Source organism: Shinella curvata (genome assembly GCF_022899935.1).
Classification (GTDB): domain Bacteria; phylum Pseudomonadota; class Alphaproteobacteria; order Rhizobiales; family Rhizobiaceae; genus Shinella; species Shinella curvata.
The window spans coordinates 601,057-615,622 of record NZ_JALJCJ010000003.1 but is presented as its reverse complement, the minus strand read 5'-3'; the positions used below and the strand labels follow the sequence as shown (position 1 = coordinate 615,622).

The following is a 14,566-nucleotide window of genomic DNA, read 5'->3' as shown; positions in this document are numbered from 1 at the left end:
TCTCTCGGGCGGCCGGACGAAACCGGCGCTTTGGCCGCTCTATAGGGTGTCGGTCGGCCTTTGGCGAGTCCGCGGCGGCGTCAAGTGCTGCCGAAGGCCTCACCTTTTCCAGTGGCGTCCCTCGGTTGCAACACCAAAACGGTCCGGCATGCGGGCAAAGGCGGCGAGACCGGCAAGCGCTGCGACCGGATGGGTGACCACATAGGTCGGGATGGATTTGAGCAGCGCACTGTGCGGTGCCTTGTCCTCGAATGCGGCGCGGAATTCCGGGCCGCGCAGCGCCGGCAGGATCTTCTGCGAGATGCCGCCGGCCAGGAATACGCCGCCCTTGGCCATGAAGATCATCGCCATGTCGCCGGCCACGCGGCCGAGATAGGTCGAAAACAGCGAGACGGTCTCGACCGCTGCACGGTCCCCCTGCGCCAGCGCCTTGGCCGTCACGTCGGACGGCTTTTCGAGCGTGGCGTCGATGCCGTCCGCGGCACAGATCGCGCGGTAGATGTTCATGATGCCGCGACCGCAGAGCAGCTGCTCGGCGGAGATGCGGCCCTCGATCGGCTCGAGGAACGGCCAGATGCGGTAATCGCGCTCGCTGCGCGGGCCGACATCGACATGGCCGCCTTCGCCGGGAACCGGAATCCAGCTGTGCCGGGCATAAACGAGGCCGGCGACGCCAAGGCCGGTACCGGGGCCGAGCACGGTGCGAGAGGCCGCGTTGCGCTCGATGCCGGGGCCGATCTTTTCCCGGTCGGCATCGCCAAGCGAGGCGACGGCGAGCGCCTGCGCCTCGAAATCGTTGACGAGCAGCACATCCTCGAAGCCGAGATTGGCGATCATGTCGCGCGGGCGCACCACCCAGGGGCAATTGGTCAGCGGCACCTCGTCGCCCTGGATCGGGCCGGCAAGCGCCAGGATCGCCGAGCGCGGCTGCACCGAACTCGTGTCGAGGATGCATTTCTGCAGGGCATCGTCGATATTGGCGAAATCGGCCGTCTGGACGATCGGGAACTGCTTGGGTTCGGCAAAGGCGTCCAGCAGCAGCGCGAAGCGCGCATTGGTGCCGCCGATATCGCCGACGAGAATGGGGAAGGGGAGGTTGGTCTCGTTATCGCCAGGCCGTGCCATCAAGCTATCCCGTTCTTTCGCGTCGTGATTTGGCTCATCGCCTATCCGGGCTCAACAGTGCCGTCAATCGGCGGCGAAGTCGAGCAGGTGTTCGGCCGTGGCGCGGTTCAGCGCCATCGGAATGTCGTAGACGATGGCAAGCCGCATCAGCGCCTTGACGTCCACGTCATGCGGCATGGGGGTGAGCGGATCGACGAAGAAGATCAGCACGTCCACCTCACCGGTCGCGATCAGCGCGCCGATCTGCTGGTCGCCGCCGAGCGGGCCGCTCTTGAGACGCGTGACGTCGAGGCCGGGGCAGGCTTCCAGCACCTTGCCGCCCGTCGTGCCGGTCGCCACGATCTTCGCCTGCGCCAGCACCTTTTCGTTGCGCTGCGCGAAATCCGCCATGTCGTCCTTCTTCTCGTCATGGGCGATGAGGGCGATGCATTTGCGGCGGGACATGGCGTTCCTCGTGGGCTCGACGGGGAAATTTAAATCGATTTGATCGCCTTATACAAAAGCGGCGGGGCCTTGAAAAGCCCCGCCGCCGAAGGTGTCTTACTGGAATGGCCGCGGGATCGGGATCGGCACGATGGCGGGCAGCGCCGTATCGTTGGCGATAACAGCTTCGATGCTGCTCGCCGGTGTGTCACCGCCGCCGGAGAAGGCAAGCGCAGTGGAGGAGACGCCGCCATTGCCCTGATAGGTCACTTCCTGCTCGGAGGCCGGCGAGGCGCTGGCCAGCACGGTGCCGCAGGCTTTGGGCAGGTTCGCCATCGTCAGATACCAGGGCTTTACGGGCTTGTCGTCCTTCTTCGGCTTCGGCTTGGCCCAGGGCTCTTTGGTGAACCACCAGGCAAGCGAGGCGTCGCAACCGTCGCCGGCCGGCACGCGGGCCTGCGGCTTGCAGCCGGCCGCCCCCTCCGGGCACTTGATGCGGATATGGAAGTGTTCGTCATGGCCGTAGATCGGCCGCACCTTGCCGAGCAGCGCGCGGTCGCCCTGCCAGGTGTCGCAGAGCTTCTTCTTGATCGCCGGGTTGACGAAGACGCGATCGACCTGCGGATAGCTTGCCGCCTTCATGACGAGCCTGGCATGGGTCGCCGTCCAGCGGCGCGAATCGACGGTCAGGAACTTGCTCTTGTCGAGCATGGAGGTGAAGGGCAGCTTTTCGCGTTCCTGCGCCGACAGGCGGTGGTCCGGCATCGGCGTGAACCAGATATCGGCGTCGAGGCCGACCTGATGCGAGGCATGGCCTGACAGCATCGGTCCGCCGCGCGGCTGCGAGATGTCGCCGAGCAGAAGGCCCGGCCAGCCGAGCTTCTGGGCATCCTGGGAAAACTCTTCCAGCAGGGCAATCATCTGCGGGTGACCCCAGCGCCGGTTGCGCGACAAGCGCATCGCCTGCCAGGCCGGACCATCTGTCGGGATCGCCACGGCGCCGGCGATGCAGCCCTTGGCATAGGAACCGTAGGGGCTCGCCGCCATTTTCGCCGGCAGGCGCTTGGCGCCGAACAGTTCCTTGGCCGGCTGGTCCTCGGCAGCGGAGGGGGCGGCAAGGGCGGTCAGCGCGAGGCCGGCGGCCATCAGGCACGGGATGAGGCGGGTAAGCTTGGAGGGCAGAGGCATTGGCGGGTCTCGAAGTCGCAATCGTTGCGAAAGGTTAAAGGATCATCCTTTCGCGGAAGTGAATCGTCGTGTCGGATAGGGGCGGCAAAAACCGCCGCTTTCATGGCAGGCCTGTCAATTGCCCGGATTTTGCCTATTCTTCGCTGCATGCTTCGGCAAACGCATTGGAAAGGGAAGTGGCATGCAGGCAGCCTTCGGGAGAATTTTGGTCACGGCGGCTCTGTCGCTTGCACTGACAACGGGCGTCGTCGCGCAGGATGCCGCAAGCCCGGTCTGGCGCAGCGGCATATCGACCATCGGCGAGCTGAAGCACCCCAACGGCTTCGAGCGGTTCGACTATGTCAATCCCGACGCGCCGAAAGGCGGCGAGCTGAAACTCTCCGAAACCGGCACCTACGACACGTTCAACCTCATCCTCTCCAAGGGCGAGGCGGCGACGGGCGTCGGCTCGCTCGTCTTCGATACCTTGCTGAAATCGGCCGAGGACGAAATCACTGCCTCCTACGGTCTGCTCGCCGAGGGTGTTTCCTATCCCGATGACTTCTCGTCCGCGACCTTCCGTCTGCGCGCGGAGGCGAAATGGGCGGATGGGCAGCCGGTGACGCCGGAGGACGTCATCTACTCCTTCGAAAAGCTGAAGGAGCACAACCCGCTCTATGCCAACTATTATCGCCATGTGACTTCGGCGGAAAAGACCGGCGATCGCGACATCACCTTCCGCTTCGACGAGAAGAACAACCGCGAACTGCCGAACATTCTCGGCCAGTTCCCGGTCATTCCCAAGCATTGGTGGGAGGGGACGGACGACAAGGGCAACAAGCGCGATATCAGCCGCACGACGCTGGAGCCGGTGATGGGCTCCGGCCCCTACAAGATCGGTGCCTTCCAGGCCGGCGCCTCCATCCGCTTCGAACGGCGCGACGACTATTGGGGCAAGGACCTCAATGTGAATGTCGGCCAGAACAATTTCGGCACGATCAGCTATACGTTCTTTGGTGACAGGACCGTCGAATTCGAAGCCTTCCGCACCGGCAATGTCCAGTTCTACCAGGACAACAGCGCCAGCCATTGGGCGACCTCCTACGATTTCCCCGCTGCCAAGGACGGGCGCGTGGTGCGCGAGGAGATCGAGAACCCGCTGCGTGCCACCGGCATCATGCAGGCTTTCGTGCCGAACCTGCGCCGCGACAAGTTCAAGGATCAGAAGGTGCGCGAGGCGCTGAACTACGCCTTCGACTTCGAGGACCTGAATCGCAGCCTCGCCTATAACGCCTTCCAGCGCGTCGACAGCTATTTCTGGGGCACGGAACTGGCCTCCTCCGGCCTGCCGGAAGGGCGCGAGAAGGAAATCCTCGAGGAGCTGAAGGACAAGGTCCCCGCCGACGTCTTCACCACGCCCTATACCAATCCCGTCAACGGCGACCCGCAGAAGGTGCGCGCCAACCTGCGCAAGGCGCTCGACCTCTTCAAAGAGGCCGGTTACGAGTTGAAGGACCGCAAGCTGGTCAATGTGAAGACGGGCGAACCCTTCGGCTTCGAAATCCTGCTCTCCAATCCCTCCTTCGAGCGCACGGTGACACCCTTCGTCAACAGCGTGAAGAAGATCGGCGTCGATGCGCGCATCCGCACCGTCGATGCCTCGCAATATACCAACCGCACGCGCAGCTTCGACTATGACATGATCTACGGCATCTGGGCGCAATCGCTCGTTCCGGGCAACGAGCAGAGTGATTATTGGGGCTCGGCCTCGGCCAACCAGCAGGGCTCGAAGAACTATGCCGGCATTTCCGATCCGGCGATCGACGATCTCATCCGCCGCATCATCTTCGCGCCGAACCGCGACGAGCTGGTGGCGACCGCCCATGCGCTCGACCGCGTGCTGCTCGCCCATCACTATGTCGTGCCGCTGTTCTACGCCAAGGCGCAGCGCATCGCCTATTGGAACAATCTCGTGCGCCCGGCGGAGCTTCCCTATTACGGGCTCGGCTTCCCGAATGTCTGGTGGTCGAAAACCGCCGCGAAATGAGCCGGGGCTTGCGCCGCAAAGCCGGCTGGGCTCCATATAGCGACAGCGAATCACCGCTGCCGATAGCGGTGGCAAAACGAGAAGGTTTGGGCTTGATCGACAGGATATCGAAGCGGCGGCGTGCCGCAGACGGGCGCGTCCTTCCGGTGGAGCGTCGCTGATGGGCGCCTATATCCTGCGTCGTCTCCTGCTGATGATCCCGACCATCTTCGGCATCATGGCGATCTCCTTTGCCATCGTGCAGTTCGCACCGGGCGGCCCGGTCGAGCAGGTCATTTCCGACCTCACCAACCAGGGCGCGGGCGACCGTCTCTCCGGCGGTGGCGACATGCTGCAGAATGCCAGCGGCGAGGGCGCCTATCGCGGCTCGCAGGGGCTCGATCCCGAATTCATCGCCAAGCTGGAAAAGCAGTTCGGCTTCGACAAGCCGCCGCTCGAGCGCTTCTTCACGATGATGTGGGATTATATGCGCTTCGATTTCGGCGAGAGCTTCTTCCGCAACACCTCGGTGGTCGATCTGATCGCGGAGAAGATGCCGGTCTCCATTTCGCTCGGCGTGTGGATCCTGATCTTCTCCTACGCCATCTCCATCCCGCTCGGCATCAAGAAGGCGGTGTCGGATGGTTCGGCCTTCGATGTCTGGACCTCGGGCATCATCATCATCGGCTATGCGGTGCCGAGCTTCCTGTTCGGCATCTTGCTCATCGTGCTCTTCGCCGGCGGGTCCTTCCTCGACTGGTTCCCGCTGCGCGGCATTGTGTCGGACAATTTCGACAGTCTCGCCTGGTGGCAGAAGCCGCTCGACTATATGTGGCACATGACGCTGCCGCTGATCACGCTGCTGCTTTCCGCCTTCGCCACGACGACGCTGCTCACCAAGAATTCGTTCATCGACGAGATCAAGAAGCAGTATGTCACGACGGCGCGCGCCAAGGGGCTGACGGAGGGGCAGGTGCTCTACGGTCACGTCTTCCGCAATGCCATGCTGATCATCATCGCCGGCTTCCCCGGCGCCTTCATCTCGGCCTTCTTCACGGGATCGCTGCTCATCGAATATATCTTCTCGTTGGATGGCCTCGGCCGTCTCGGCTACGATTCCATCGTGCGGCGCGACTATCCGATCGTCTTCGCCACGCTCTTCATCTTCTCGCTGATGGGCCTCGTCGTCAGCCTCATCTCCGACCTCATTTACACCTGGGTCGACCCCCGCATCGATTTCGACCGGAGGGATGTGTGATGAGCGCCGTGATAGACGCAAAGCCGGTCGCCCCCCCGCGCAAGGGGCTGCTCAACCCGACCAATCTTCGACGCTGGGAAAATTTCAAGGCAAACCGGCGCGGTTACTGGTCGCTCTGGATTTTCCTCGTCATCTTCGTGCTGTCGCTCTTTGCCGAGGGCATCGCCAACGACCGGCCGATCATCGCCTCCTACAAGGGTGAACTGCTCTTCCCGGTCGTGATCGACTACCCGGAGGAAAAGTTCGGCGGCTTCCTGGCCGAGACCGATTACCGCTCCGATTTCATTCAGGAAGAGGTCAATGCCAACGGCTGGATGATCTGGCCGCCGATCCGCTATTCCTACAGCTCGACCAATTCGAACATCCCGCATTCCGCCCCGACGAAACCCTTCTGGCTGATGTCGAAGGAAGAGCGCTGCGCCGGTTATCCCGGCGGCGTGAACGATCCGAACTGCACGATCAGCAATCTCAACTGGCTCGGCACCGACGACCAGGCGCGCGACGTGCTCGCCCGCGCCATCTACGGCTTCCGCATCTCGGTTCTGTTCGGTCTGGCGCTCACCATCGCGTCCGCCATTGTCGGCGTGACGGCCGGGGCCGTGCAGGGCTATTTCGGCGGCTGGACCGATCTTCTGATGCAGCGTTTCATCGAGATCTGGTCGTCGATGCCGGTGCTCTATATCCTGCTCATCATTGCCGCCATCCTGCCGCCCGGCTTCTGGATTCTGCTCAGCATCATGCTGCTCTTCTCCTGGGTCGGCTTCGTCGGGGTGGTGCGCGCGGAATTCCTGCGCGCCCGCAATTTCGAGTATGTCCGGGCCGCCCGCGCGCTCGGCGTCGGCAATGTCACGATCATGTACCGGCATCTGCTGCCGAACGCGATGGTGGCGACGCTGACCTTCCTGCCCTTCATCCTCTCGGGCTCGATTACCACGCTCACCTCGCTCGATTTCTTAGGGTTCGGCATGCCGCCGGGCTCGCCGTCGCTGGGCGAACTGATCGCGCAGGGCAAGAACAACCTTCAGGCGCCGTGGCTCGGCATCACCGCCTTCGTCGTCATGTCCGTCATGCTGTCGCTTCTGATCTTCGTCGGGGAAGCGACGCGTGACGCCTTCGATCCGAGGAAGACCTTCCGGTGAGCACACGCGAAATCCTCCTGTCCGTCAAAGACCTGTCGGTCGCCTTCCACCAGGGCGGCAAGACCTCGCTTGCCGTCGATCAGGTGTCCTTCGACATTCACCGCGGCGAGGTCGTGGCACTGGTCGGCGAATCCGGCTCCGGCAAGTCGGTGACCGCCAATTCCATCCTGAAGCTCCTGCCCTATCCCGCCGCCAGTCACCCCTCCGGCGAAATCCGTTTCAACGGCAAGGACCTGCTGAACGCGTCGGATGCGACGCTGCGCGCCGTGCGTGGCAACGACATCACGATGATCTTCCAGGAACCGATGACCTCGCTCAATCCGCTGCATTCGATCGAGCGGCAGATCGGCGAGATTCTCAAGCTGCACCAGGGCATCGAAGGCGTCGCTGCACGCGCCAAGATTCTTGAGCTGCTGAACCAGGTCGGCATTCGCGAGCCGGAAAAGCGCCTCGCCGCCTATCCGCACGAACTGTCCGGCGGCCAGCGCCAGCGCGTCATGATCGCCATGGCGCTCGCCAACCGCCCGGAACTGTTGATTGCCGACGAGCCGACGACCGCGCTCGACGTGACCGTGCAGGCGCAGATCCTCGAGCTCCTGAAGAAACTCAAGGAAGAGCACGGCATGTCCATGCTCTTCATCACCCACGATCTCGGTATCGTCCGGAAATTCGCCGACCGGGTCTGCGTGATGACCAAGGGCAAGATTGTCGAGACCGGCCCGGTCGAGGAGATCTTCTCCAATCCGCAGCATGCGTATACGCGCCACCTGCTCGCCTCGGAGCCGAAGGGCGAGCCGCGGCCGGGCGATGCCGGCCAGCCCGTCATTATCGAGGCCGACGACGTCAAGGTGTGGTTCCCGATCAAGGCGGGCTTCATGCGCCGCGTCGTCGATCATGTGAAGGCGGTCGACGGTATCGATCTCACGCTGCGCGCCGGCCATACGCTCGGCGTCGTCGGCGAATCCGGCTCCGGCAAGACGACGCTCGGCCTCGCGCTGACGCGGCTCATCGCCTCGCAGGGCCGCATCGCCTTCGTCGGGCAGGACATTGCCGGCCACTCCTTCGCCGAGATGCGCCCGCTGCGCCGGCGCATGCAGATCGTCTTCCAGGATCCCTTCGGCTCGCTGTCGCCGCGTATGTCGGTGGCCGATATCGTCGCCGAAGGCCTGAAGATCCACGAGCCCGCGCTGTCGGAGGCCGAGCGCGACCATCGTGTGGCATCGGCGTTGGAGGAAACCGGCCTCGACGCATCGACCCGCTGGCGCTACCCGCATGAATTTTCCGGTGGCCAGCGCCAGCGCATCGCGATTGCGCGCGCCATGGTGCTGAAGCCCGAATTCGTCATGCTCGACGAGCCGACCTCCGCGCTCGACATGAGCGTGCAGGCGCAGGTGGTCGAGCTGCTGCGCGATCTCCAGGCCAAGCACAATCTCGCCTACCTCTTTATCAGCCACGACCTCAAGGTCGTGCGAGCGCTCGCCAATGACATCATCGTCATGCGCGCCGGGCGCGTCGTGGAAAAGGGGCCGGCGAAAGACATCATCGAGCGTCCTACGGAGGCCTATACCAAGGCCCTCATGGCCGCCGCCTTCAATCTCGAAGCCGTCAGGGCCGAGAGCATCCATCAGTAGCCAAGAAGAGACTGCCCATGAAAAGCCCTGTGATCATCGATCTGAAATTCGATCAGGAGGAGGTTGCAGCGGCGTTGAAGGGGGCCTTTCCGGACCGCGAGGTCGTCAACCTGCTGCATCCGATCCATCGCAAGCGCGATCTCTCCGGCATCGACTATGCCGTGGTCTGGAAGCCGGGTGCCGATCTCTTTTCGCGGGCGAAGGATCTGAAGGTCGTATTTTCAGGCGGCGCGGGCGTCGATCACGTGCTGACGCTGCCGGGCCTGCCGGACGTGCCGCTCGTCCGCTTCGTCGATGACACGCTGACGACGCGCATGAGCGAATGGGTGGTCATGCAGTGCCTCCTGCACATGCGCCAGCACCGGCTCTACGAAGCACAGCGCGACAAGCGCATCTGGCGCGAGCTTTCGCAGCCCGAGGCCAAGGATTTCACCGTCGGTATCATGGGCTTCGGCGTGCTCGGACAGGATTCGGCGAAAAAGCTCAGGACGCTCGGCTTCAATGTCATCGGCTGGTCGAAGAGCGGCCGCAAGGTCGAGGGTTTCGAGACATTTGGCGACAGCGGTCTCGATACCTTCCTCGGCAGGAGCGATATCCTCGTCGGTCTGCTGCCGCTGACGCCGGATACGAAGGGCATCTTCAACACCGGCCTCTTCACACGCCTCAGCCGCAAAGGCCCGTTCGGCGCACCGGTTTTCATCAATGCCGGCCGCGGCGGCAGCCAGGTCGAGGGCGATATCGTCGCGAGCCTCAATGACGGCACGCTCCATGGCGCCTCACTCGACGTGTTCGAGCAGGAGCCACTGCCGCTCGAAAGCCCGCTCTGGTCGATGGACAAGGCCTTTTTGACGCCGCATGCGGCAGCGGCCTCGGATGTCGCAGCGCTCTTCCGCCATGTGGAACAGCAGATCGAACGTCTCGAAGGTGGCAAGCCGCTCGAACACCTCGTCGATCGAAACGCAGGCTATTAAGATTCAGGGCCGACGGTAACCCGTCGGCCGCTCATAGAGCCAGCCGATCCGCTCGATTGCGGCATCCAGGCCTTCACGCGCTACGGTCATCGTGTGGCCATTGGCGTGGAGGATCGTCTTTTCGTCTTCCATGATCGCTACGTGGCCCTTCCAGAAGACGAGGTCGCCGCGGCGCAACTCTTCGCGGCTGATCGGTGTGCCGAAGCCGGCGGCCTGCATATCGGAATCCCGCGGTGCCGTGCGGCCGGCCATCATCATCGACAGCTGCACCAGCGCCGAGCAGTCGAGCCCGAAGCCGGACCGGCCACCCCAGAGATAGGGCGCCTCGAGGAAGCGGATGGCGATGGCGACATAGTCGTCGCTCGCCGTGGCGTCGATGGCAATACAATGGCCAGCGACGACGGACTGGCCGCCCGCCAGCGTCAGATAGCGTGTTCCGCGCGTCTCGCTCTCACCAATGACCGTTAGCCGGCTCCCGATCGACAGCGCAAAGGCGGCGGGGGTCCGGAGATCCGCGCCGCTATACGCGAAAGTGCGGGGCACGGCGACGATATGGGTGGGGGCGGCGCCTCCCGAAGACAGCGCCGTCTCCTCGATATAACCGACATAGCCGTCGAAGCCGGATTTCACCCAGGCCCAGCCGTTCGCACGGTCGAGCACCTGCACGGCCTCGCCGAACAGCACCTGTGTGTCGATGCCGGCGGCCGCATCCGGCCGGGGCCGCAGCGATGCGACGGGCACGGCGACATGTGCGGGCGTACCGGACACGTAATGCGGCGCCTCCACGCTGCCGCGCAGCGCCTCTTCCGCAAGGTCGGGACGGTAGGCATTGAGGCGGCGGTCGGGCAGGGCGTTCATGGGCGTCTCACGGAACGAGCGTATGGCCCCTGGCGATGATGAGATCGCCGAGCCGTTCGAGATACAGCGCACCCTCGACGGTGCGCTTGATGATGACGTTGCGGCGATCGCGGTCGTCGCGCATGCGGGTAACGAGACCCTGTTCGCCCATCGTGTCAAGAGCGCGCGTTATGACGGGCTTGGTCACGTCCAGCTTGGCGGCGAGGCCGCGCACGGTGTGCGGCGGCGGCACGAGGTAGATTTCGAGCAGGATGGCGAGCTGGCGCAGCGTCAGGTCGCGTCCATCCGCATGCACCTGCTGCACGGTCACCTCGTGCCAGAGGCCGAGCGCCTGCGATGGGTTCAAGTCTACCGGCACGACGCCTCCGGGGATGAGCCTGTCCGCACGGTTCAGGGCGGCTCAGGCAGTTGTTCCGCATTTGCGTTAGCGTTTCGTTACGCTACCGTACCGGTTCTTGAAACGGAAGTCTTTGAATGCCGCAATTGCGGACGCAAAACCGCTTCGCACTTTTGCTGCAATTGCTTAGGCGGTCATCGTGCGCAGATGGTGGTAGAGCGCGCGAATGGCCTGCGCCTCGCCGCCGACGGGCGAATGCGGCCGCTCGGCCTGTGCCCAGGCATAGATGTCGAAATGCGCCCAATGCCTGTTGCGGGTGACGAAGCGCTTCAGGAAGAGTGCCGCCGTGATCGAGCCCGCCATGCCGCCCGAGGGGGCATTGGTGAGATCGGCGATGCGGGCGGAGACGTCCTTGTCATAGCCCATGTAGAGCGGCATGCGCCACATCGGGTCGTCCACCGTGAGGCTCGCTTCGGTGAGGTCATGCGCCAGGTCCTCGTCGTCGGTGAAGAAGGGCGGCAGGTCGGGGCCGAGCGCCACGCGGGCAGCGCCCGTCAGCGTCGCCATGTCGACGATCAGGTCAGCCTCCTCCTCGTCGGCATAGGCCAGCGCATCGGCCAGGATCAGCCGGCCCTCGGCGTCGGTGTTGTCGATCTGCACGGTCAGGCCCTTGCGGCTCTTGTAGATATCGCCGGGGCGGAAGGCGTTGGACGAGATCGAGTTCTCGACGACGGGCACCAGCACACGCAGGTCCACCTTCAGCTTGGCGTCCATGATCATCAGCGCAAGGCCCATGACATTGGCTGCACCGCCCATGTCCTTCTTCATCAGGAGCATGGAGGAGGCCGGCTTGATGTCGAGGCCGCCGGTATCGAAGGTCACGCCCTTGCCGACCAGCGTCACGCGCTTGTGGCCCTTCTTCCCCCAGCGCAATTCGAGCAGGCGCGGTGCCTGTTCGGAGGCGCGGCCGACCGTGTGCACGAGCGGGAAGTTCTCCTTGAGCAGGTCGTCGCCCGAGATGACAGAGACCTTGGCTTTGTAGTGCTCGCCGAGCGCGCGAAAAACGTCCTCCAGCGCATCCGGGCCCATGTCGTTGGTGGGCGTGTTGATCAGGTCGCGGGCGAGGAAGACGCCGGCGAGCTGGCGCTTGATATCGGTGGCGTCGGCATCGGAGGGGATGAGCAGCGTCGGGGCTTCGGAGACGGAGGCCTTGTAGCGCTCGAAACGGTAGCTGCCGAGACCATAGCCGAGCGCCAGACGGTTTGCCGTCAGCGGCGCGGTCTCGACATGCCAGTCGCCGGCCGGCAGCGCGCGGGCGAGCTTGCCCGCCAGGAAGGGGGCGTCGGACGGGTTCTTGCCCAGCCCGAAGAGGGCACCGCCGAGATGGCCATCCGCTGTCGGCACCATCAGAAGCGCACCCGAATCCGCCTTGAAGCCCGCCTTCTTCGCCCAATCCAAGGCGATCGGATCGATCGTGCCGGTCTCGATGTGGGCCGGCGTGATCGCAAAGATCGGCAGCGTCTTCCCGTTCTTCGTGTTGAAGGGAGAGGGCCGGTCGATGAACTGGAAGGGGGCCATGGGGTAACCTTTGGAGAAAGCCGGGAGAATCGGCCAATTAACACTCTGTTAGGGTTAACAGATTATTGCTGGAGCGAAGATTGCGGCGTGATTCCTTAACCGCCGCGTCATGCGGAAATCGCTTCGGGGACAGATCATGACCGCTTACCGCACGCGTTCGTCACTTCGCAACGGGCTCCTGAGGGGGGCTGCACTTGCCATCATCGCGGTGGCGGTGGCCGGCTGCGCGGGTGGCAAGAGTAACCTGACCACCGGTTCCATATCGAGCGGCGGCAAGCCTGTTGCGCAGATGAACGCGACGGAGCTTCGCGGTGCGGCCGACAGCATCGGCCAAGCCTATGCGAAGAACCCGAAGGATCGCAATATCGGCCTCAACTACGCCAATGTGCTGCGCATGAACGGGCGCAACGATCAGGCGCTCGCCGTCATGCAGCAGGTCGCCATCAACTTTCCGAGCGACCGCGAAGTGCTCGCCGCCTACGGCAAGGCGCAGGCGGCCGCCGGCCAGCTGGAGCAGGCGCTGAGCACCATCCTGCGCGCCCAGACGCCCGATCGTCCCGACTGGCGGCTGAAATCCGCCGAAGGCGCCATCCTCGACCAGCTGGGTCGCTCCGGCGAAGCCCGCCAACGTTACCGCGATGCCCTGGATATAAAGCAGAACGAACCGTCCGTCCTTTCCAATCTCGGCATGTCCTATCTGCTGGCGAAGGACCTGAAGACGGCGGAAACCTACCTGCGCTCCGCCGCCTCCCAGCCCGGCGCCGATAGCAGCGTGCGCCAGAATCTCGCGCTTACCGTTGGCCTGCAGGGCCGCTTCCAGGAAGCCGAAAACATCGCGCGGCAGGAACTGACCGCCGAGCAGGCGGAAGCGAATGTCAAATATCTGCGTGGCATGCTCGCCCAGCAGAACTCCTGGAAGAAGCTTGCCGCCGACGATAGCGGCAACACGAACTGATCGTTGAACGCCTGAAGTAAAGCCTCCTCCCAAGGACGCCTTCGCCCCGGCCGATGTTTCGGACCGGGGCGTTTTGTTTTGTTTTGCGGAGAGGGGTTCTATTTGAACGTATCGGAAACCTGGATGCCGGCGGGGCCGAGAATGACGGCGATCAGCACGGGCAGGAAGAACAGGATCATCGGCACGGTGAGCTTCGGTGGAAGGGCGGCCGCTTTCTTTTCCGCCTCGTTCATGCGCTGGTCGCGGCATTCCTGGGCAAGCACCCGCAGTGCCTGCGCAATCGGCGTGCCGTAGCGCTCGGCCTGGATGAGCGCCTGCCCGACCGCCTTCACCGTGTCGAGGCCGATACGCGCGCCGAGATTTTCATAAGCCGCACGCCGCTCCTGCAGGAAGGAGAGTTCGGCGGTCGTGAGCACCAGTTCCTCGGCGAGCTCCGGCGAGGACATGGCGATTTCGTCGGCCACACGCTTGAAGGCGACTTCGATGGTGATGCCCGATTCCACGCAGATCAGCATGAGGTCGAGCGCATCCGGCCAGGCGCGGCGGATCGAGCTTTGCCGTTTCGACACCTTGTTGGAGATGAAGATGTTCGGCGCGTAAAAGCCGAGATAGGCGCTGAGAAGCGTCGCCAGCACGCGGACCAGGAACGGTTTGTCGTCGAGATAACCGAGATAGAAAATGTAGAAGGCGCCGATCGTGCCGAACACGAAAGGCAGCACGAAGCGCGCAAAAAGGAAGATGTTGAGGGCGTTCTGCGAGCGATAGCCGGCCTGACGCAGCCGGTTCATCGTGTTGGCGTCGACGAGGGCTTCGCGCAGGTTCAGCCGTTCGACGATCTGGCGCACCGAGGTATTGTGCTGGGCGCGCAGCGAGGCCTTGCTCTGGATGGTTTCCGCATTGAGGCGCGCGCGCTCGCGGGCGCGCATCTGCTCGCGTTCGAGCGCCACCGATTTCATGCGCTTGTCGAGGTCGCCGCGATCGAGATAGGGCGCTGCCAGCGTATAGATGGTCGCGAGCACCGCCATCATCACGAAGGCGGGCAGCAGAACGGCCGGGTCGGTGAGGGTGGTGACGAGTCCGGACATGGGTCCCCGCGCT

General features: G+C 63.8%; 13 protein-coding genes. 6 read left to right on the top strand and 7 right to left on the bottom strand.

Annotated features, from left to right (window positions below; translation table 11 throughout):
* Positions 1-99: 99 nt before the first annotated feature.
* From MUU55_RS14565 to mepA, 3 genes are all read right to left on the bottom strand, one after another.
* Positions 100-1,125, bottom strand: coding sequence for a glucokinase (locus MUU55_RS14565; RefSeq protein WP_244761448.1), 1,026 nt, complete (start codon positions 1,123-1,125; stop codon positions 100-102).
* Positions 1,126-1,188: 63 nt separating this feature from the next.
* Positions 1,189-1,569, bottom strand: a complete 381-nt coding sequence (locus MUU55_RS14560) for a methylglyoxal synthase (RefSeq protein WP_244761447.1) — start codon at positions 1,567-1,569, stop codon at positions 1,189-1,191.
* Positions 1,570-1,665: 96 nt separating this feature from the next.
* On the bottom strand, positions 1,666-2,736 hold the full coding sequence (gene mepA / locus MUU55_RS14555; protein WP_244761446.1) for a penicillin-insensitive murein endopeptidase: 1,071 nt from the start codon (positions 2,734-2,736) through the stop codon (positions 1,666-1,668).
* A 181-nt stretch (positions 2,737-2,917) separates the two neighbouring features.
* On the opposite strand from mepA, the gene MUU55_RS14550 reads away from it, so the two are divergent.
* The 5 genes from MUU55_RS14550 (at position 2,918) to MUU55_RS14530 (ending at position 9,740) form a co-directional block, all read left to right on the top strand.
* Positions 2,918-4,762, top strand: coding sequence for an extracellular solute-binding protein (locus tag MUU55_RS14550; RefSeq protein ID WP_244761445.1), 1,845 nt, complete (start codon positions 2,918-2,920; stop codon positions 4,760-4,762).
* A 160-nt stretch (positions 4,763-4,922) separates the two neighbouring features.
* On the top strand, positions 4,923-5,999 hold the full coding sequence (locus MUU55_RS14545; protein WP_244761444.1) for a microcin C ABC transporter permease YejB: 1,077 nt from the start codon (positions 4,923-4,925) through the stop codon (positions 5,997-5,999).
* Positions 5,999-7,138, top strand: coding sequence for an ABC transporter permease (locus tag MUU55_RS14540; RefSeq protein WP_244761443.1), 1,140 nt, complete (start codon positions 5,999-6,001; stop codon positions 7,136-7,138). Before MUU55_RS14545 ends, MUU55_RS14540 begins: the two co-directional genes overlap by 1 nt.
* Positions 7,135-8,769: an ABC transporter ATP-binding protein gene (locus tag MUU55_RS14535; RefSeq protein WP_244761442.1), complete on the top strand. Its 1,635-nt coding sequence runs from the start codon at positions 7,135-7,137 to the stop codon at positions 8,767-8,769. The genes MUU55_RS14540 and MUU55_RS14535 overlap by 4 nt, the downstream gene beginning before the upstream one ends.
* A gap of 11 nt (positions 8,770-8,780) precedes the next feature.
* Positions 8,781-9,740 (top strand): 2-hydroxyacid dehydrogenase, encoded by a 960-nt coding sequence (locus tag MUU55_RS14530; RefSeq protein WP_244761572.1) that lies wholly within the window; start codon positions 8,781-8,783, stop codon positions 9,738-9,740.
* 3 nt (positions 9,741-9,743) lie between these two features.
* On the opposite strand, the gene MUU55_RS14525 is transcribed toward MUU55_RS14530, so the two are convergent.
* From MUU55_RS14525 to MUU55_RS14515, 3 genes are all read right to left on the bottom strand, one after another.
* The gene (locus MUU55_RS14525; protein WP_244761441.1) at positions 9,744-10,598 is read right to left on the bottom strand and encodes a C40 family peptidase; all 855 of its coding nucleotides are present in this window, start codon (positions 10,596-10,598) and stop codon (positions 9,744-9,746) included.
* A 7-nt stretch (positions 10,599-10,605) separates the two neighbouring features.
* Complete coding sequence (locus MUU55_RS14520) at positions 10,606-10,956, bottom strand: MarR family transcriptional regulator (RefSeq protein WP_244761440.1); 351 nt, start codon at positions 10,954-10,956, stop codon at positions 10,606-10,608.
* 165 nt (positions 10,957-11,121) lie between these two features.
* Positions 11,122-12,513, bottom strand: a complete 1,392-nt coding sequence (locus MUU55_RS14515; RefSeq protein WP_244761439.1) for a leucyl aminopeptidase family protein — start codon at positions 12,511-12,513, stop codon at positions 11,122-11,124.
* Between the two features lie 136 nt (positions 12,514-12,649).
* Between MUU55_RS14515 and MUU55_RS14510 the strand changes: the two genes are divergently transcribed.
* A complete protein-coding gene (locus tag MUU55_RS14510) occupies positions 12,650-13,468 on the top strand; it encodes a tetratricopeptide repeat protein (protein WP_244761438.1) in 819 nt (272 codons plus the stop codon).
* A 98-nt stretch (positions 13,469-13,566) separates the two neighbouring features.
* On the opposite strand, the gene MUU55_RS14505 is transcribed toward MUU55_RS14510, so the two are convergent.
* Positions 13,567-14,553, bottom strand: coding sequence for a type II secretion system F family protein (locus tag MUU55_RS14505; RefSeq protein WP_244761437.1), 987 nt, complete (start codon positions 14,551-14,553; stop codon positions 13,567-13,569).
* Between the last annotated feature and the right edge of the window lie 13 nt (positions 14,554-14,566).